16 protein-coding genes are annotated in these 17223 nt (G+C 72.7%); 9 read left to right on the top strand and 7 right to left on the bottom strand.

What is annotated here, in order from left to right; genetic code table 11:
- The first annotated feature begins 31 nt into the window (after positions 1-31).
- Together OHB01_RS03365 and OHB01_RS03360 are read left to right on the top strand one after the other, a co-directional pair.
- Positions 32-2197, top strand: coding sequence for an NHLP family bacteriocin export ABC transporter peptidase/permease/ATPase subunit (locus tag OHB01_RS03365; RefSeq protein WP_328854912.1), 2166 nt, complete (start codon positions 32-34; stop codon positions 2195-2197).
- On the top strand, positions 2194-5169 hold the full coding sequence (locus tag OHB01_RS03360) for an NHLP bacteriocin export ABC transporter permease/ATPase subunit (protein WP_142646260.1): 2976 nt from the start codon (positions 2194-2196) through the stop codon (positions 5167-5169). The genes OHB01_RS03365 and OHB01_RS03360 overlap by 4 nt, the downstream gene beginning before the upstream one ends.
- Before the next feature lie 312 nt (positions 5170-5481).
- Here OHB01_RS03360 and OHB01_RS03355 read toward each other — a convergent pair whose 3' ends face one another.
- The 3 genes from OHB01_RS03355 to OHB01_RS03345 are packed head-to-tail and all read right to left on the bottom strand — an operon-like array spanning position 5482 to position 7834.
- Complete coding sequence (locus OHB01_RS03355; RefSeq protein WP_079320568.1) at positions 5482-5667, bottom strand: hypothetical protein; 186 nt, start codon at positions 5665-5667, stop codon at positions 5482-5484.
- Positions 5664-6500 (bottom strand): class I SAM-dependent methyltransferase, encoded by an 837-nt coding sequence (locus OHB01_RS03350; RefSeq protein ID WP_168065716.1) that lies wholly within the window; start codon positions 6498-6500, stop codon positions 5664-5666. Before OHB01_RS03350 ends, OHB01_RS03355 begins: the two co-directional genes overlap by 4 nt.
- Positions 6497-7834, bottom strand: a complete 1338-nt coding sequence (locus OHB01_RS03345) for a cytochrome P450 (RefSeq protein WP_147942979.1) — start codon at positions 7832-7834, stop codon at positions 6497-6499. The genes OHB01_RS03350 and OHB01_RS03345 overlap by 4 nt, the downstream gene beginning before the upstream one ends.
- 230 nt (positions 7835-8064) lie before the next feature.
- Between OHB01_RS03345 and OHB01_RS03340 the strand changes: the two genes are divergently transcribed.
- From OHB01_RS03340 to OHB01_RS03330, 3 genes are read left to right on the top strand one after another with little or no spacing between them, the layout of a single operon-like run.
- On the top strand, positions 8065-8457 hold the full coding sequence (locus OHB01_RS03340) for a hypothetical protein (RefSeq protein WP_205829950.1): 393 nt from the start codon (positions 8065-8067) through the stop codon (positions 8455-8457).
- A 42-nt stretch (positions 8458-8499) separates the two neighbouring features.
- Positions 8500-9444 (top strand): ABC transporter ATP-binding protein, encoded by a 945-nt coding sequence (locus tag OHB01_RS03335; protein ID WP_261985726.1) that lies wholly within the window; start codon positions 8500-8502, stop codon positions 9442-9444.
- Positions 9444-10298 carry an ABC transporter permease gene (locus tag OHB01_RS03330; RefSeq protein WP_240971095.1) on the top strand — a complete coding sequence of 285 codons (855 nt, stop codon included), beginning with the start codon at positions 9444-9446 and terminating at the stop codon, positions 10296-10298. Before OHB01_RS03335 ends, OHB01_RS03330 begins: the two co-directional genes overlap by 1 nt.
- A 3-nt stretch (positions 10299-10301) precedes the next feature.
- On the opposite strand, the gene OHB01_RS03325 is transcribed toward OHB01_RS03330, so the two are convergent.
- The gene (locus tag OHB01_RS03325) at positions 10302-11465 is read right to left on the bottom strand and encodes a cytochrome P450 (protein WP_142646250.1); all 1164 of its coding nucleotides are present in this window, start codon (positions 11463-11465) and stop codon (positions 10302-10304) included.
- 120 nt (positions 11466-11585) lie between these two features.
- On the opposite strand from OHB01_RS03325, the gene OHB01_RS03320 reads away from it, so the two are divergent.
- From OHB01_RS03320 to OHB01_RS03305, 4 genes are read left to right on the top strand one after another with little or no spacing between them, the layout of a single operon-like run.
- The gene (locus OHB01_RS03320) at positions 11586-12812 is read left to right on the top strand and encodes a flavin monoamine oxidase family protein (RefSeq protein ID WP_142646249.1); all 1227 of its coding nucleotides are present in this window, start codon (positions 11586-11588) and stop codon (positions 12810-12812) included.
- A complete protein-coding gene (locus OHB01_RS03315) occupies positions 12809-13726 on the top strand; it encodes a Rieske 2Fe-2S domain-containing protein (protein ID WP_142646246.1) in 918 nt (305 codons plus the stop codon). Before OHB01_RS03320 ends, OHB01_RS03315 begins: the two co-directional genes overlap by 4 nt.
- Entirely contained in the window at positions 13726-14511 is a 786-nt protein-coding gene (locus OHB01_RS03310; RefSeq protein ID WP_261985727.1) for an alpha/beta fold hydrolase, read from the top strand. The genes OHB01_RS03315 and OHB01_RS03310 overlap by 1 nt, the downstream gene beginning before the upstream one ends.
- A complete protein-coding gene (locus tag OHB01_RS03305; protein WP_328854911.1) occupies positions 14498-15211 on the top strand; it encodes a VOC family protein in 714 nt (237 codons plus the stop codon). The genes OHB01_RS03310 and OHB01_RS03305 overlap by 14 nt, the downstream gene beginning before the upstream one ends.
- On the opposite strand, the gene OHB01_RS03300 is transcribed toward OHB01_RS03305, so the two are convergent.
- The 3 genes from OHB01_RS03300 to OHB01_RS03290 form a co-directional block, all read right to left on the bottom strand.
- Positions 15171-15341: a hypothetical protein gene (locus OHB01_RS03300; protein ID WP_168065714.1), complete on the bottom strand. Its 171-nt coding sequence runs from the start codon at positions 15339-15341 to the stop codon at positions 15171-15173. The two genes, OHB01_RS03305 and OHB01_RS03300, sit on opposite strands and share 41 nt — an antisense overlap.
- Before the next feature lie 125 nt (positions 15342-15466).
- Positions 15467-16315: a hypothetical protein gene (locus OHB01_RS03295; protein ID WP_328709266.1), complete on the bottom strand. Its 849-nt coding sequence runs from the start codon at positions 16313-16315 to the stop codon at positions 15467-15469.
- Between the two features lie 182 nt (positions 16316-16497).
- On the bottom strand, positions 16498-17154 hold the full coding sequence (locus tag OHB01_RS03290) for a TetR family transcriptional regulator (RefSeq protein ID WP_328854910.1): 657 nt from the start codon (positions 17152-17154) through the stop codon (positions 16498-16500).
- Between the last annotated feature and the right edge of the window lie 69 nt (positions 17155-17223).

Raw genomic sequence — 17223 nt, 5'->3', positions numbered from 1 at the left:
GCGCCGGCGCGAACCCCGCAGACGGGGGCGCGTGAGCACGCCGACCGTGATCCAGATGGAGGCCGTCGAGTGCGGGGCCGCCGCCCTCGCCATGGTCCTCGGCCATTACGGCAGGTTCGTGCCCCTTGAGGAGCTGCGGGCCGCGTGCGCGGTGTCCCGGGACGGCGCGAAGGCGTCCAGCGTGATCGCCGCCGCCCGCAAGTACGGCCTGAACGCCAAGGGCTTCCAGATGGAGCTGGAGGACCTGCGCGACGTCGTCAAACCGGCGATCATCTTCTGGGCGTTCCAGCACTTCATGGTCGTCGAGGGCATCCGCACCCGTTTCGGCAGGCCGGTGGTGGCGGTCAACGACCCCGCGAGCGGCCCGCGCCTGGTCGACTGGGACGAGTTCGACTCGGGCTTCACCGGCATCGTGCTGGCCTTCGAGCCCGGGCCCGGGTTCCGGCCCGGCGGCCGGCCCACCCGGGTGGCCGAGGCGCTGCTGTCGCGCCGCATGCCCTCCGGCCGGGCGCTGCCGCTGGTGCTGCTGGCCAGCCTGCTGCTGGTCGTGCCCGGGATCATCGCGCCGGCGTTCAGCCGGGTGTTCATCGACCACATCCTCACCGGCCGCGATCCCGGCTTCATCCTGCCGCTGCTGGTGGCGATGTCGGTGACCGCCCTGGCGATGTTCGTGCTGACCTCGGTGCAGCGGCACTACCTGCTGCGGATGGAAATACGGATGGGGCTGGTCAGCTCCGCCCGTTTCTTCCGGCATCTGCTGCGCCTGCCGGTGGAGTTCTTCCTGCAACGCAGGCCCGCCGAGGTCGCCAGGCGGGTGTCGGCCAACGACATGGTCGCCGAGATCCTGTCCAGGGACCTGGCGGTCACCGTCGTCAACCTCGTGCTGGTGCTCTTCTACGCGGTCGTCCTGATCCGCTACGACGTGCTGCTCGGCCTCATCGGCGTGGGCATGGCGCTGCTCAACATCCTCGTGCTGCGGCAGGTGTCCAGGGCGAGGACCGACGCCGTGGCCGCGCTGCGGGCCGATCTCGGCAACCTCACGTCGGCCACCTTCAACACGCTGCAGCTCGTGGAGACCGTCAAGGCCACCGGCGCCGAGCCCAGCGCGTTCCAGCGGTGGGCGGGCTTCCTGGCCAAGGCCGTGACCGCCCGGCAGCGGCTGGGCGTGCCCAGCGCGGTCATCACGGTCGTGCCCCCGCTGCTCGCCGGGGTCAACAGCGGGCTCATCCTGCTCGTCGGCGGCCTGCGGGTGGTGGACGGCGCGGTCAGCGTCGGCCTGCTGGTGGCCTTCCAGAGCCTGCTCGGCGCGCTCTCGCGGCCGGTCACCCAGCTCACCAACCTCGGCGGGCGGCTGCAGGACATCTCGGCCGACATCACCCGGCTGTACGACGTGGAACGCCACCCCCGCTCGCCCGTCTTCGACCGCCCGGACCGGCCGTCCGGAAGCCGGCTCGACGGGTCGATCACCTTCGAGGACGTGACGTTCGGCTACAACCCGCTGGCCAAGCCGGTCATCAAGAACGTGTCGTTCTCGGTGGTGCCGGGCCGGCGGGTGGCGATCGTCGGGGGCTCGGGAAGCGGGAAATCGACCATCGGCCGCCTCGTGGCGGGGCTCTACCGGCCGGCGTCGGGCCGGGTGCTGCTCGACGGGCGCGACCGCGAGGAGATCTCCAGGACCGAGCTGGCGGCCTCGGTCGCGTACGTGGACCAGGACATCTCGCTGTTCGAGGGCACGGTGCGCGACAACCTCACGCTGTGGAGCGACGACATCTCCGACGAGGTCGTCACCGCCGCGCTGCACGACGCGGCCATCTTCGACGTCATCTCCGCCCGCCCCGGCGGCCTCAACAGCCGGGTGCGCGAGGGCGGGCGCAACTTCAGCGGCGGGCAGCGCCAGCGGCTTGAGCTGGCCAGGGCGCTGGCCGGGCAGCCGACCCTGCTCGTGCTCGACGAGGCGACCAGCGCCCTCGACCCGGAGACCGAACGGGTCATCGCCGACAACCTGCGCCGCCGGGGATGCGCCTGCCTGATCATCGCCCACCGGCTGTCGACCGTACGCGACGCCGACGAGATTCTCGTGCTGCACCAGGGCGAGGTGGTGGAACGCGGCACGCACGACGACCTCATGCGCCTGGGCGGCCACTACGCCCGCCTGATCGAGAACGCCCGGCCGGGCGGTGAGGGGATGGACCGATGAGCGTCTCGACCGCGACGCCGTCCTCGACGTTCTCGGCGTTCTTCACCGACGCGGCCACACCCATCGACTACTCGGCCGACCGGCTGCTCGTGCTGGCCGACCTGCGCGAGGTGCTGCTGGTCGAGCGCGGCGCGGTCGACCTGTTCGCCGTACGCCTGGAGAACGGCAGGCCGGTCGGCAGGTGGAACTACCTGTGCCGGGTGCGGCAGGGCGCGCTGGTGCTCGGCTCGCCGCGCGGCCCCAGGCACAGCATCGTCGGGCGGCCGGTGCTCGGCGCCCGCGTGTCGAGCCTGCCGCTGGCCCGGCTTGAGGGCCTGTCGGCCCGGCGCGTCGACGGCCCGTCCGCGTCGGGCAAGGCGGTCCGCGCCCTGCCCACCCGCGAGTACGGCATGGCGGTGCGCGAGTTCGTCCAGGGCCTGGAGGCCGGCGTGGTGGCGCTCGCCGCGTCGATGCGCGACACGCTGCCCCCGCGTGACTTCGTCCCCCTGTCACCGGACGAGCCGACCGTCGTCCGCGAGGGCGAGGCCGTACGGTCGGTCGACGGACTGCGGTGGATCACCGTCGAGGACGGCGTGGTCGAGATGCCGGACGGCGTCGCCGGTCAGCTCAGCGCGGGCGCCGAGGTGTGCGTCACCGAGCGGGACTGGCTGGTGGCGCTCGGCCCGGCCCGGCTGCGCGCCCGCTCGACCCTCGACCTGCTGGGCGCGGGCGAGCTGTGGCACCGGTGGGTCGAATACACCACCCGCTTCCTCTACATGATCGACCGGCGGATCGAGCGCCGGAACTCGACCGAGCTGAGGGCGCTGACGAGCCGGGCCGAACGGGGCGGCGACGTGCTGCGCGCCACCGCCCGCGGGTTCGACACGCTGGTGCGCGACACCGAGGCGCGGGTGCGCCTCACCGATGTGGCCGGGGACCCGCCCATGCTGGCCGCCGCGCGCCTGGTGGCCTCGCACGCCGGGTTCTCGGTGGTCGCGCCCCCGCCGGGAACGGCGCACGGCGGCCGGATCGACCCGCTGCAGGCCATCGCGCTCGCCTCGGGCGTACGCACCCGCCGGATCAGGCTGGAGGATCGCTGGTGGCGGCGGGACATCGGGCCGATGGTGGGCTACCGCTCCTCCGACGGTGAGCCGGTGGCGCTGCTGCCCATCGGGTCGCGCTATGTCATGGCCGCGCCGGGGGAGGAGCGCGTCACCCCGGTCACCGCGGCGGTCGCCGGCACGCTGACCCGGCACGCGGACGTGCTGTACGAGCCGCTGCCGCCGGCCGTCACCGGGGTGGGCGGGCTGCTGCGCTTCGGCCTGGCCAAGAACCGCAAGGACCTGTGGACCCTGCTCAGCCTCGGGACGCTGGTGGCCTGCATCGGCCTGCTGGTGCCGGCCATGACCGGCCTCGTGCTCGGCACGTACGTGGCCAGGGCCGAGCGCGAGATGATCGTGCAGGGCGCGCTGCTGGTGATCGCGGGCTCGCTCGTGGCGGCCGCGCTGTCCGTGGTGCAGAACTTCGCCGCGCTGCGCATCGAGGGCAGATCGTCGGCCCGACTGCAGGCGGGCGCCTGGATGCGGCTGCTGTCGCTGCCCGCGACGTTCTTCACCGACTACTCCACGGCCGAGCTGGGCACCACGGTCCTCGGCGTCAGCGTGGTGCAGGAGACGCTGTCCGGTGTGATGACGACGGCGGCCCTCGGCCTGTTCGCCGGCCTGGCCAACCTGGTGCTCGTCTACTTCTACGACGTACGGCTCGCGCTGATCGCGACGACGCTCGTGCTGGTAGGGGTGCTCGTGTGCGCGGTCGCGGGCTACTTCGAGGTGCGGCTGCAACGCCGGCTCTACACCCAGGAGCAGCGGCTGTCGTCGCGGGTCTTCCAGCTTCTGACGGCCGTGCCGAAGCTGCGGGTGGCGGCGGCCGAGGAGCGGGGCTTCGGGGTCTGGGCGGCGGAGTTCCTCAAGGCGCGCAGCATCGGCGTGTCCGCACGCCGGGTGCAGAACCTCGTCACGACCTTCAACGCCGGCTTCCCACTGGTCGCCTCGGTCATCGTCTTCGCCGTGGTGGCCGGGCCGATGCTCGGGGACGTGTCCGTCTCCGCGTTCCTGGCGTTCTTCGCCGCGTTCAACCTGCTGCTGGCCTCGGTGCTGCAGTTCACCGGCGCGGCGATCACCGCGATGAGCGTGGTGCCCATGCTGGAGCGGCTGCGGCCGATCCTGGCGGCCGAGCCGGAGGAGCACGCGGGCAAGGCCGACCCGGGCGAGCTGTCGGGCCGGATCGAGCTGTCGCGGGTGTCGTTCCGCTATGGCGAGGACGGCCCGCTCGTCCTGGACGGGGTGGACCTGTCGGTCGAGCCCGGCGAGTTCGTCGCGATCGTCGGCCCGACCGGCAGCGGCAAGTCGACGATCCTGCGGCTGCTGCTCGGCTTCGAGTCGCCGAGCTCGGGAACGGTGCTGTACGACGGCCAGGACCTGGGCGAGCTCGACATCGGCGCGGTGCGCCGCCAGTGCGGGGTGGTCCTGCAGAACAGCTCGCTGCTCGCCGGCGACATCAAGGCCAACATCATCGGCAGCACCGACCACACGATCGACGACGCCTGGGACGCGGCCGCCATGGCGGGCATCGCCGACGACATCGCGAACATGCCGATGGGCATGCACACGGTGCTGTCGGAGGGCACCAACACGCTGTCGGGCGGTCAGCGGCAGCGCATCATGATCGCCCGTGCCCTCGTCTCGCATCCCCGCATCGTGCTGTTCGACGAGGCGACCAGCGCATTGGACAACCCCACCCAGAAGATCGTCACGGAGAGCACCCGCCAGCTCAACGCCACCCGCATCGTCATCGCCCACCGGCTGTCCACGATCACGGACGCCGACAAGATCGTGGTGCTCGATCGCGGGCGCATCGTCCAGCAGGGCCGATATCAGGAGCTGCTCGAGGACTCCGACGGCCTGTTCGCCCGCCTCGCCCGCCGCCAGATCTGAGCCCGCCGCCAGATCTGAGCCCACGGAAACGATCAGTTCCAGCACGTAACCTCGGTGCCATGACGGCTGCCGCCCCTGAAGAGTACGAGGACATGCACCGGCTGGTCGACCAGCTAACCGGAGACCAGCTCCGGGAGATCCGCGCGCACACGCTGCGGCTGGTGCACTCCTGCCCTCCGGGTTCGTGCGGCCTCGTCGGCTGCGGGGGCCAGGAAGGCAGAAGAGGCCCCGGAGGGCCTCTCAGCTGCTGTTCTGCTGGTGGCAGGTCCAGGGTGCGAACCTGCGTTGGTGTCGCCGGCGGTTGGTGTGCGGTCAGTAGCGGGGCCTGCGGCTGAGCACGATTCCGGCGATGAGGAACACCACGCCGAGCCCGCCGTACACGAAGGCGTGGGTGGTGGCGGGCGGCTTCACGCTGGCGTTGGCGACGGCCAGCCCGAGGCCCACGATGCCGCTGATGTAGCAGAAGATCGCGACGAAGATCTTCCAGAAGGGGCTCATGACGTACTCCGTTCGGATGCGGCGGGACCACCCGGTGCGGTCCCGGCGACGACGAGGCCGAGCAGCATGACCCAGGCGTCGGGGTCGGCGCGGAAACGCCGCCACCGGTCGGCCGCCAGGGCGAGCTCGGGCAGGGTCAGGGCACCGGAGGCGACCAGCGGCGCCAGCCGCTCCGGGCCCAGGTGAGGGGCGAACGCCTCGGTGGGGCGGTCGTCGTTGGTGGTGGCGAACGGGCGCAGCACCACGCCGCCGAAGCCCGCACGGCGCAGGAGCCGGGTGAGCTTGCGCCCGATCAGCCGGTCGCCGCCGGCCTGCCGCTGCGCGCCGGTCATGCGGTTGTGCACGCCGGCCATCTCGGGATACATCGGGTCGGCCAGGCCCCACAGCATCGCGTCCACCTCGACCACGACCAGCCGCCCGCCGGGCCGCAGCACCCGCAGCGCCTCCGCCACCACGGCGGCGGGGTCGGCCACGTGCTGCAGCACGTATCGGAGCAGGACCGTGCCCACGGACGCGTCCGCCAGCGGCAGCCGTACGGCGTCGCAGCCGAGCAGGGGGGCCCGGGCGTCCGCCGCGTGCGCGAGCAGCGCGGTGTCGATGTCGGCGGCCACGACGGGCAGGTCCGGCAGGGCGGCCCGCAGCCGCCGCGTGACCGCGCCCGAGCCCGCCCCGAGCTCCAGCAGGGGCGCCGGGACGCCGACGTCGAGCAGGATCCGCAGCTCCTCGTCGAAGGAGAGCTCGGCCTGGGCCTCCAGGCGGGCCAGCTCGCCGTGCAGCCCCCCGGCGGTCGTCGTGGCCGGGTCGTACGACCCGGCGCCCGTCGCGGCGGTCACGGCTCGCTCCGCCCGTCCCGGGGGCGCGGGACCATGAGCATGCCGTGCCGGGGGCGCAGCGTGACCAGGGCCTCGGGCTCGACCGGGAAGCCGGGGACGAGCTCGGGGCGCACGGCGCGCAGCAGCACGGCCAGCACGAGCGTGGCCTCGACCAGCGCGAAATGGCGGCCGACGCACACCCGCGGGCCGCCGCCGAAGGGGAGGTACTGGTGCCCGGCGTGGGTGTGCTCGGCCGCGAACCGGTCCGGTGCGTACGTCTCCGGGTCGGGCCAGTACCGAGGATCCCGGTGGAGTACGTATGGGCTGACGCACACCAGCGTGCCCGAAGGTATGGCGTATCCGCCGACGACGTCGGCCTCGACGGAGCGCCGGGAGATGAGCCACACGGGCGGATACAGCCGCATGGCCTCCTTGATCGCCCGCTGGCAGGCGGTCAGCCGGGGCAGGTCGGCGGCGGTGGGGGTGCGGCCGCCGCCCAGCACCTCGTCCACCTCCGCGCGTACGGCCCGGGCCGCGCCGGGATGACGGTCGAGGAGGTAGAGCGTCCAGGTCAGGGCCTTGGCCGTGGTCTCGTGGCCGGCCATGACGATCGTCAGCACCTGGTCGCGCAGGTCGGTCGCGGTCATCGCGTGCCCCGAGGCCAGCATCGCGCCGAGCAGGTCGTCGTTCTCCTGGCCGGTGGCCCGGCGGGCGGCCACGATCGTGCGGGTGACGGCGTCGAGGAACGCCTTAGCCCGGCGGAACCCCTCCCGTCCGCCTCCCTCGGAGGCGGGGTCGAAGTGCCCGATGAAGCGGTTGACCTCGTCGACCGCCCGCCCGAAGCCGTCGCCGACGCCCGCGATGTCCGCGCCGAGCATGGCCCGCGCGATGACGGTGAGCGTGAGCGCGGTCAGGTCGTGGTCGACGCGTACGGCCTCGCCGTTCTCGCCGGCCCGCCGCCACCGTTCGGCCAGGTGGGCCGCGGCGTCGGTCATGATCTGGTCGAACCGCTCGACCTCCGTCGGGCGGAAGGCCGGGGCGATCATCTTGCGCTGCCTGGCCCACTCCTCGCCGCCGCTGGTCAGCAGGCCGTTGCCGAGCAGAGGGCGCAGCATGTCGTCGTCGGGCGTGCGGTCCTTGGTGTAGTTGGCGCCGTTGTCCTTCAGCACGTGCCGGGCCAGGTCGGGCCGGTGCAGCATGTAGACGGGCGCGCCCTCGGCCTCGTGTCTCGTCACGTCGCCCCAGGCGGCCATCTCGGTGACGAAGCGCAGCGGGTCCTCCCGCATGCTGCGCAGACTCTGGGCGCCGTCCGGACCCGGCGGCAGGGATACGTAACCGCTGTGCGTATCGGCCATGCCCACCCTCACTTTTTCTGAATACGTATTCGCTTATGAATTGCGCATGCGATCGACTGCGAATACGTACTCGGTGATATTTCCTGATCGGAGCATAGTCCGCGCCGTTCGAGGCCTCAATACTTATGCCGGCGGCGGGAAAATTAAGTCTGTGCCGTTCCCGCATCGCCGTGTAAGACTTCATTTCGAAAGCGGCGGACATCGCCGTAAAGAAAGCCGGGAGGCAGGCAATGTCTTTGGACCCCAGACAGCGCGCGGAATTCGTGAACGCCTACACCCGCGTTCTCATCACCGCGTGGTCGAGTGAGGAATACTCGGCGCGGCTGGACTCCGACCCCCGCGCGGCTCTCGCCGAGTCCGGGCTGGAGCTGCCCGCTGGAGCCGAGGTCGTCCTCGTCCGCAACATTCCCGAAGGCCACCACGACAGCAACATCGAGGTGCAGGTCGCGCTCTGGGAGAGGGGCCTCGAGACGGGCCGCTTCGAGCTGCACATCCCCGAGACGCCTCAGGTCGACATGGCCGAGCTGAGCGAGGGCGACCTCGACTCCATCGCCGCCGGCGCGTCCGCGGTCGAGGCGATCGACATCAACTGCTGCTGCTGCCCCTGCTGCTGCTGCACCTGATCGTCACCTGACCGTCACCACCACCACTCGGAGGGCTAGGCCATGTCCATGGTCGCCGAGCAGGCGAACCCCGTCCACGTGCGCTCCCTGCGCAAGCGGTACGGCCCGGTGAACGCGGTCGAGGAGGTGGACCTCGACGTGCGGAGCGGCGAGGTCTTCGCCCTCCTCGGGCCGAACGGCGCCGGCAAGACCACCACGGTGGAGATCCTGGTGGGGGTTCGCCGGCGGACATCCGGCGACGTGCGCGTCCTCGGCCGCGATCCGGCCGAGGACGCGCCCGAGTGGCGCGCCAGGATCGGCGTCGTCCCCCAGACCACGGGCGCGTACACCGACCTGACCGTGCGCGAGGTGGTCGAGCACTTCGCGGCGTTCTACCCCGCGCCGCTGCCGGTGGCCGAGGTGATCGACATGGTCGGCCTCGGCAAACAGGCGCGCAAGCAGGCGCAGTCGCTCTCCGGCGGGCAGGCGCGGCGGCTCGACGTCGCGGTCGGCGTCGTCGGAGACCCCGATCTCATCTTCCTGGACGAGCCGACGACGGGACTCGACCCCGTCGCCCGCAGGGAGGCGTGGGACCTCGTCCGCTACTTCGCCGACCGTGGCAAGACGACCGTGCTCACCACCCACTACCTGGACGAGGTCGAGGCGCTCGCGCAGCGGGCGGCCGTCATCGTCGGGGGGCGGGTCGTCGAGTCGGGCCCGGTCGCCGAGCTGGGCGGCAGGCGCGCGACACCCGCCGCCGTCAGTTTCACCAGGACGGACGGGCTCGCCGCGAGCCTGCCCACGCTGCCGGACGACGCCGTGGTGGAGGAGGCGGAGGGCCTGGTGGTCGTACGCACGCACCACCCCACCGAGGCCATGGCCGCGCTGCTGCCCTGGGCGGCCGCCTCCGGCGTGCGCGAGCTGCCGGACCTGCGCATCCACCGGCCGTCGCTGGAGGAGATCTACCTGGACCTCATCCGGAGCAACCAGGAAGGCGGTGTCGTGTGATGAACGCTCCCGACGCGGTCCTCACCCAGGAGAGCGGGATGGTGCTGAATCCCGCCCGCTCGATCCTGTGGCGGGCGGCCGTCTCGCGTTCGTCGGTCGAGCTCAAGTCGTTCTTCCGCAACCGGCAGTCGCTGGTCTTCACGCTGCTGCTGCCCATCGTGCTGCTGGTCGTGCTCGGCTCCATCTTCTCGGGGACCGTGCCCGGCACCCACACGGACTTCAAGCAGATGTTCATCGCGGGCATCATCGCCTGCGGCGTGATGAGCGTCAGCTTCAACGGGCTGGCCATCAGCGTCGCCATCGAGCGCGACACCGGGATGATCCGCCGGCTGGCCTCCAGCCCGATGCCGAAGTCGGCCTACTTCGTCGGCAAGGTGGTCAGGGTGGCCGTGACCGGCACCCTGGAGACGGTGCTGCTGCTCGCGGTGGCCGTGCTGGCGTTCGGGCTGCCGCTGCCCTCGACCGCCGCCCGGTGGGAGACGCTCGTGTGGGTGCTGCTGCTCGGCGGGGTGGCCTGCACGCTGCTGGCCGTGGCGTTCAGCTCGGTCATCCCCAACGCCAGGTCGGCCTCGGCCATCGTCACGCTGCCGTTCCTGGTGCTGCAGTTCATCTCGGGGGTGTTCTTCCCCTACAGCCAGTTGCCGGCGTGGATGCAGACGGTCGCGGCGCTGTTCCCGCTCAAGTGGATGACCCAGGGGCTGCGCTCGGTATTCCTGCCCAACGACTTCGCCCACGTCGAGCCGGCGGGCGTCTGGGAGCTCGACCGCGTGGCGCTCGTGCTGGCCGCGTGGTGCCTGGCCGGGCTCGCGCTGAGCTTCCTGACCTTCCGCTGGCGCGGGCCCAACGTCCGCTGACGCTCAGGAGAGCCGGACCCGGAACTCGCCCAGCCGGCGCGGCACGAGCACGGGCGCCCAGGCGGGCGGGGCGCCGTCCGCGCGGATCGCGGGGAAACGTCCGGCCAGGCCGCGCAGCAGCAGCGCGCCGGCCTGCCGGACGAGGGGCGCGCCCAGGCAGAAGTGGGTGCCGGCGCCGAAGGCGAGGTGGGGATTGGGAGACCGGGTCGGCACCAGGTCGTGGGGGTGGTCGAAGACGGCCGGGTCCCGGTTGGCCGCCGCGACCACGGCGAGCACCCGCGCGCCGGCGGGGATGACCGCGTCCCCGAAGGACACCTCCGCCGTCGTCACCCTCGCCGTGAAGGGGATCGGCGCCTCCAGCCGCAGCAGCTCGTCGACCGCCGTACGGGCGACGTCGTCGCCGCCCTCCCGCAGCGCCGCCAGTGCCTCGGGGCGCGGCAGCAGCCAGAACAGCGCGTTGCCCACCATCTCGGCCAGCGGGCGCCAGCCGCCGACGACGGCCAGCGAGAGGATGCCCAGCATCTCGGGCCGCGTCAGCCGTTCGTCCGCGGCCAGCCGCGCGATCGACCCGCCGGGCCCGCGCGCCACGTGCGCGTCGAGAAAACGGGTCAGCTCGCCCATCGCGACGCGGCCCTCCCGCGCGGCCTGGGGCCCCGCCAGCGGGTCGAGGTTGACCGAGGCCCGCCGCGCCAGGTCGGCGAAGGCCGCCTCGTCCTCGCGCGGCACGAGCAGCGTCCGCGCGAGCACGCCGGTCGCGAACGGCTCACCCAGGTCACGGGTGACCTCGATCTCGCCCGCCAGCCCGTCGAGCAGGCCGTCCACGACGGCGGTGATGCCGGTGGCGAGCTCGCGCACCGCGGCGGGGCCGAGCAGGGCCATGCCGGGGGCGCGCAGCCGGTTGTGGTCGGGCGGGTCGGTGGTCAGCATCGAGGCGGGCAGGTCGTCGTCGCGCACCCGCTCGCGCTGCCCCAGCTCGGCCGAGAACCGGGGGTCCTTGAGCGCGCTCGCGACGTGCTCGTGTGCCGTGAGCAGCCACATCCGGGTCGTGACGTCGAAGTGGACCGGATCGTTGGCCCGCAGCCAGTCGTACGCCGGATACGGGTCGGACCTGCCGGCCGGCGAGAACGGATGGGCCAGACCGGCCGGAAGCCGGCGGAAAGCGGTCATCGGCGATCCCCTGGGGCTGAGGTCACAAGATCACGAGTCACAAGATCACGAGTCGCACGATCACAAGTCACAAGATCACGGCACGGCCACGCTACTACAGAGCCGTCGCCGCCGGGATGAATGCGAACAACTGCGGACCGGACGGGCGCATGGGAGGCAGCGATGCGGGTCGATGTAGTGGTTGTGGGCGCGGGCGTCAGCGGCCTGACCGCCGCGCGGCGGCTGCGCGCCGCCGGTCTGACCGTCACGGTGCTGGAAGCCAGAGACCGCGTCGGCGGGCGGGTGCGCACCCACCGGCCCGCCGACGGCGGGCCGGAGATGGAGCTCGGCGCGCAGGTCGTCCACGGCGACCGCAACCCCGTCTGGGACGTGCTCGAACCGGACGCGGCCGAGCCGGTGCGGCCCGGCAAGGCCCTCGTCGCCGCGGAGGGCAGGGTGCTGCCGCTGGGCGTGCTCGCCCGGCGCGGACAGCCGCCGTGGGCCGTCGAGCAGAGCCTGCTGCGCGACCCGGGCGAGGACGTGCCCGTCGCGGGGCGGCTCGTCTCCGGAGACCAGGCCGAATGGCTGCGGCAGAACTGGGCGGCCGACCCCGAGTCGCTCAGCGCGGCGGGCATGGCCGCCGGACGCCTCGCCGACGACGTCGGCGAGGGCCGCTACGCCATACGCGGCGGATTCGACCGGCTGCCCGGCGCGCTCGCCCACGGCCTCGACGTACGGCCCGGCTGCCCGGCCAGGAGCATCGCCTGGTCGCCTGGCCGGGTGGAGGCCCGTCTCGACGACGGCGCGGTGACGGCCGCGGCGGCGGTGGTGACCGTGCCCCCGCCCGTGGTCGCGGACGGGACGCTCACGATCGCGGGCCTGCCGGACCGCAAGCGGGCGGCGGCCGAGTCGCTGCGCCTCGGCGACGCCTGGTGCGGGGTGGTGACGCTGTCGCGGCCCGCCCCCGAGTCGGCCGTCGTGTTCGACGCCGAGGGCGGCCTGGGCTTCGTCACCTGCACCGCGGGCAGCACACGCGTCCTGGTGGTGGCCAAGGCGAGGGCCGCCGCGCGGGCGCGCGAGGCGGCCCGCGAAGGGCCGCCCCCGCTGGGCCGGGTGCTGCCCTGGGCCGGGAACGCCCGGCCCGAGCACGTCGAGGCGGCCGACTGGGGAGCGGACGCCTGGGCGACCGGAGCGTTCACCTATCCCCGGGTCGGCGCGCTGTGGGCGCGGGCGGCGTGGGCGGAGCCGATGGGCGCGACGGTGTTCTTCGCCGGAGAGGCCACGGCCCCCGGCGTCCCGATGGTGCAGGCGGCCATGGCCAGCGGTGACCGCGCGGCCGGAGAGGTGCTGGAGGCGGTAGGGCGATGAAGGTGCACACGGGCTGGTATCTGCTGGCGTTCGAGGAGGAGCTCGCCGAGGGGCTGAACCCCCTGATGCTCGGCGGGCGCAGGCTGCTCGCCGTACGGGAGGGGTCGCGCGTCCGCGTGTTCGACGGGCTGTGCCCGCACCGGGGCGCGGCCCTGGGCCACGGCGGCACCCTGGACGGCGACTGCGTGATCTGTCCCTTCCACGGCAAGCGGGTGTCCCTCGGCGACACGGCGCGGCGCTGGTCGGTCGCCGAATACGCGGTCGAGCGGGCGGGCGCGGCCGTGTTCGTACGGCTGTCCGCGGACGACGACCGCGGTTTCCAGCGGGCCATCAAGGAGGTGGCCGACGGCAACATCGTGGTGAGCGCGGTGATCCAGCCGGTGGCGGTCCCCTCGGAATACGTGGTGGAGAACGCCTTCGACGCCGAGCACTTCCACCAGGTGCACCTCGTGCCCCGGGTGGTCGGCATGCGGGTCTCGCCCGGCCCGGACGGCGAGATGGCGATCGAGGGGGAGTTCCGCACCAAGGCCCCGCCGTGGGAGCGGGAGCGCCGGCTCGACTTCGCCTCCCGGTTCTACGCCCGGGCCTTCAGCCCCAGCCTCGTCATGACCGAGCTGGGCACCGCCGACGCGCCGTACACGATCATCACGGGCGCCGTGCCCACCCGCGAGGGCTGCGTGGGGCGGGTCGCCATCGCCCTGCGGCCGGAGCGCGCGGAGGCGCTCGACGCGCTGGTCCACGGCGCGAAGTACGCCTTCGAGCAGGACCGCGTCGTCTGGGACCACCTCGATCCGGACGCGCCGCAGCGCTACGACGCCGGAGACCGGCCGGTGCTGGCCTTCCGCCGGTTCTGCGCCACCTTCGGCGCCGTCCCGCCGGCCGGAACCCCCTCGGCGACCGGGGAGCCGTCGTGATGCGGGTGCACGCGATCGGGAGCGGCCCGGCCGTGCTGTGGATCCACGGCTACACGATGGACTCCACCACCTGGCGCGACCTGTGGGCGCTGCTACCCGGACGCCGCCACGTCGGCATCGACCTGCCGGGCCACGGAGGGTCGGGCCCGATGCGGCCCGGCACGACGCTGCCGGGCCTCGCGGCCGAGATCGCGGATGTCGCGCGGGCCGAGGGCGCGCACGACGTCGTCGCCCTGTCGTTCGGGTCGCTGGCGGGCATCCAGCTCGCCGTCGACGCCCCCGACGTCGTACGGCGTCTCGTCGTGGCGGCCCCCACCATCGCGGGCGCCCCCAGCGAGCCGGGGACGGCCCCGCGTTATCGCGAGCTGATGGCGCTGCGGCGGATCGGCGCGGACGGCGCCGCGCTTGCGGACGTCTGGATGTCCTCCCCGCCCGACATCTTCCGCGGCACCGAGGCGCACCCCCGGCTGCGGGCGAGCCTGCGGACCGTCATCGCCCGGCATGGCTGGGACGAGCTGCGCACCGGCGCGATGGCGGCGTTCCACCGGCACACGCACACCGACGAGGCGCTCGCCTCGATCAGGGCCGACACCCTGGTGCTCGTCGGGGACGCCGAGATGCCGACGTTCGCGGCCAACGCCGAGCGGCTGGGCGCGCTCGTCCCCCGCTGCCGGGTGGCCGAGATGGCGGACGCCGGTCACCTGTGCCTGATCGAACGCCCGGAGGCCGCCGCGCGGCTCATCCGGTCGCATCTGGAGAGGAGCCCGGTGGATGCCCAGGCGTGAGACGTACGCGCAGGGCTCGCCCTGCTGGGTGGACTACATGGCGGCCGACCCGGAGGGTGCGCGGGACTTCTACGCGGCCCTGTTCGGCTGGACCTTCGACGAGCCCGAGGAGTACGGCTACCGCCTGGCGCGGCGGGCCGGGGAGGTCGTCGGAGGGTTCGGCCAGGTGCCGCCGGGGCGGGGGCTGACGGCCACCTGGAACACCTACCTGGCGGCCAAGGACGCCGACGCGGTGGCCGCGCGGGTGAAGGAGCTCGGCGGCGCGGTGGTGCTCGGGCCGCTCCCGGCCGGGGAGAACGGGCGGTTCCTGTTCGCCGTCGACACGACGGGCGCGTCGGTCGGCTTCTGGCAGGGGCACTGGGCGGAGGGCATCGTCGTGGTCGACGAGTGCGGCGCGACCTGCGGCCACGAGCTGAGGGTGGCCGATCCCGGCGGCGCCCGCGCGTTCTACGCCGGGCTCTTCGGGGAGCAGGCGGCGCCCGGACGGGAGCTGCGCGGCGTGCCGGCCGGCGCGTCCCCTCAGTGGGTGTCCTACTTCCTCGTGGACGACGTGCACTCGGCGGCCCTGGCCGCGCAACGGGCGGGCGGCGGGGTCGCCGAGGCGGCGGACGACGGGCGGGAGGCGGTGTTGCGCGACCCGTGGGGCGCGCTGTTCGGCGTCAGGGACGGCCGGTGCCGCTCCGGGGACGGAACCAGATGAAGAACGCCGCCACGAGGAGCGCGCCGACGATCACGACGACCGTGCCCACGGTCGTGTCGATCATCAGCGACACGACGACCGCGACCGCGTAGACCAGCGGCACGATGAGGCGGATGTTGCTCAGTCCCATGACGGCTCCCCGGAAAGAAAAGAATGCGCCGAACGCATCATCGGCCATCTTTCCGGGGGCCGTCCAGCGCGGTTCCGGTTATTACGTATTCCGATGCGGGAGCGTACGTATACGTATTGCGGGGGTCAGATATTCAGGCCGGGCCGCAGCAGGAGCAGATAAAACGCCACCACGGCGGCGTAGCCGGCGAACGCCCACAGGGGAAGCCGCCAGCCCGCGTCCGTCCGATTCTCGCGTTCGTACGGCCGGCCCGCATTGACCGTCATGAATCCGACCAGCGCCATTCCCGGCCCCCAGCAGCCGAGAATGCCGTAGAAGACCACCTCGGGGTCGCCGCCGAGCCCGGCGGGCACCAGCAGCGCCAGGCCGATCAGGTAGGGGATCCACAGGCGGGTCACGGACGCCTTGCGGTCGCGCGGCGTGTCCAGCGGCACGCTCGCGGGCAGCGAGTCGAGGTACATCCGGCTGAACGGCCGGGTGACCAGATAGAGCAGCCCCATCCCGGCGGCGGTGACGAGGAACTGCACGGCGACGGGCACGTTGTAGAGCCGGGCGATGACGCCGGTGTCGCCCACTGTGAGCAGCGGCATGACCACCAGATAGCCCAGGAACGCCGTGATGCCGGTCATCGCCAGCCACATGAGCAGCAGGCGCGGATAGGAGGGCCCGCGCCGGCGGTAGAGCGCCCAGCAGACGAGGCCCGTGACGAGGCTGCCGATCGGGCCGCCCGCGGCCACGAGGGCCTCGTGCGCCCGTTCCGGCGAGGGCACGTGCAACTCGACGAACTGGCCGATGGCAGGATGGAATCCCAGCGCGCGGGCGGCCAGCGCGTGCGACCCCTCGTGCAGGAACACCTCGACGAGTTGTGCCGTCGCGTACGACAGGGCAAGCGGTCCCCAGGCCGCGCGGACGGAGGGAGTGGGGGGAGCGGCGGCGTCCTGCCGGGCCGCCGGGATGTCAGGGGGGCTCGTCATCCTGTCATGGAACCAGAACCCGCAGACCCGGTCCAAGCGCTTTCGGGCAATTGGAATTTCAATCCAGTTGGAGTGGAACTCGTTCTAGCGGGAGACGACGGCTCACCCTATCGTGCATATCCGTCTTACCCGAGGGCATGGCCGGTGTATCGCCGGATTTCATCGGGCGACGGAAGGAAATTCTAGAAACCCGCCAGCAGCCGATCGGCCGCGATCTCGATCCGGTGCTGGATCTGCTCGTAGGTGCGCCGCCCGCGCAGCATCTCCAGCAACTCCTGCACCCAGACCCCCGCCAGGGAGCCGGTGAGGGCGAGCTGGTCCTCCGGGGGAAGGCTCACCGTGCGGCCCTCGGTCGCGACCCGCAGCAGCAGGCTCGCCATCCGGTCGCCGAACGGCGCCTCCACCTCCGCCATGATCAGGGAGCGGATGAGCGCGTCGGCGAGCTCCGGCTCGCGCATCAGGCCCCGCGTGGCCCGCATCAGCACGTCGACCGCGCGGCCCGCGGGGTTGGCGGCCTGCGGCGGACGCCGTTCGATGCTGGACTCCAGCAGGTCGATCTCCTCGCCGACCACCGCCACGACCAGGTCCATCTTGGACGGGAAGTAGCGGTAGAGCGTTCCCAGGGCGACGCCCGCGCGCTCGGCGACCGTGCGCATCTGCATCGCCTCGACGCCTCCACGGGAGGCGAGGGCGGCCGCCGCCTGGACGATGCGCCGGCGCCGTTGGTGCTGGCTCCGGGTGCGGACCCCGGGAGCGGCCGGAGCCGGATGGCCGCCGGCAGAGGAGGGGCCCTCGGGAAGTGGTGGTGGAGCGTCGGCGACTGCATGCGAAGTGCGCATAGGAACACGTTATCTGATTTCCGCCCCTTCCGGATGGTTACCCGCCGGTCACAAAAGGCGCTGGCGGCT

The organism is Microbispora hainanensis, assembly GCF_036186745.1.
Classification (GTDB): Bacteria; Actinomycetota; Actinomycetes; order Streptosporangiales; family Streptosporangiaceae; genus Microbispora.
This window is presented reverse-complemented; position numbering and strand designations above follow the sequence as displayed.

Coding starts and splice junctions, on each gene's coding strand:
- OHB01_RS03360 (WP_142646260.1), top strand. CDS start 2,194: ATGAGCGTCTCGACCGCGACGCCGTCCTCGACGTTCTCGGCGTTCTTC.
- OHB01_RS03355 (WP_079320568.1), bottom strand. CDS start 5,667: ATGAGCCCCTTCTGGAAGATCTTCGTCGCGATCTTCTGCTACATCAGC.
- OHB01_RS03345 (WP_147942979.1), bottom strand. CDS start 7,834: ATGGCCGATACGCACAGCGGTTACGTATCCCTGCCGCCGGGTCCGGAC.
- OHB01_RS03340 (WP_205829950.1), top strand. CDS start 8,065: ATGTCTTTGGACCCCAGACAGCGCGCGGAATTCGTGAACGCCTACACC.
- OHB01_RS03335 (WP_261985726.1), top strand. CDS start 8,500: ATGTCCATGGTCGCCGAGCAGGCGAACCCCGTCCACGTGCGCTCCCTG.
- OHB01_RS03330 (WP_240971095.1), top strand. CDS start 9,444: ATGAACGCTCCCGACGCGGTCCTCACCCAGGAGAGCGGGATGGTGCTG.
- OHB01_RS03325 (WP_142646250.1), bottom strand. CDS start 11,465: ATGACCGCTTTCCGCCGGCTTCCGGCCGGTCTGGCCCATCCGTTCTCG.
- OHB01_RS03320 (WP_142646249.1), top strand. CDS start 11,586: ATGCGAACAACTGCGGACCGGACGGGCGCATGGGAGGCAGCGATGCGG.
- OHB01_RS03315 (WP_142646246.1), top strand. CDS start 12,809: ATGAAGGTGCACACGGGCTGGTATCTGCTGGCGTTCGAGGAGGAGCTC.
- OHB01_RS03310 (WP_261985727.1), top strand. CDS start 13,726: ATGCGGGTGCACGCGATCGGGAGCGGCCCGGCCGTGCTGTGGATCCAC.
- OHB01_RS03305 (WP_328854911.1), top strand. CDS start 14,498: ATGCCCAGGCGTGAGACGTACGCGCAGGGCTCGCCCTGCTGGGTGGAC.
- OHB01_RS03300 (WP_168065714.1), bottom strand. CDS start 15,341: ATGGGACTGAGCAACATCCGCCTCATCGTGCCGCTGGTCTACGCGGTC.
- OHB01_RS03295 (WP_328709266.1), bottom strand. CDS start 16,315: ATGACGAGCCCCCCTGACATCCCGGCGGCCCGGCAGGACGCCGCCGCT.
- OHB01_RS03290 (WP_328854910.1), bottom strand. CDS start 17,154: ATGCGCACTTCGCATGCAGTCGCCGACGCTCCACCACCACTTCCCGAG.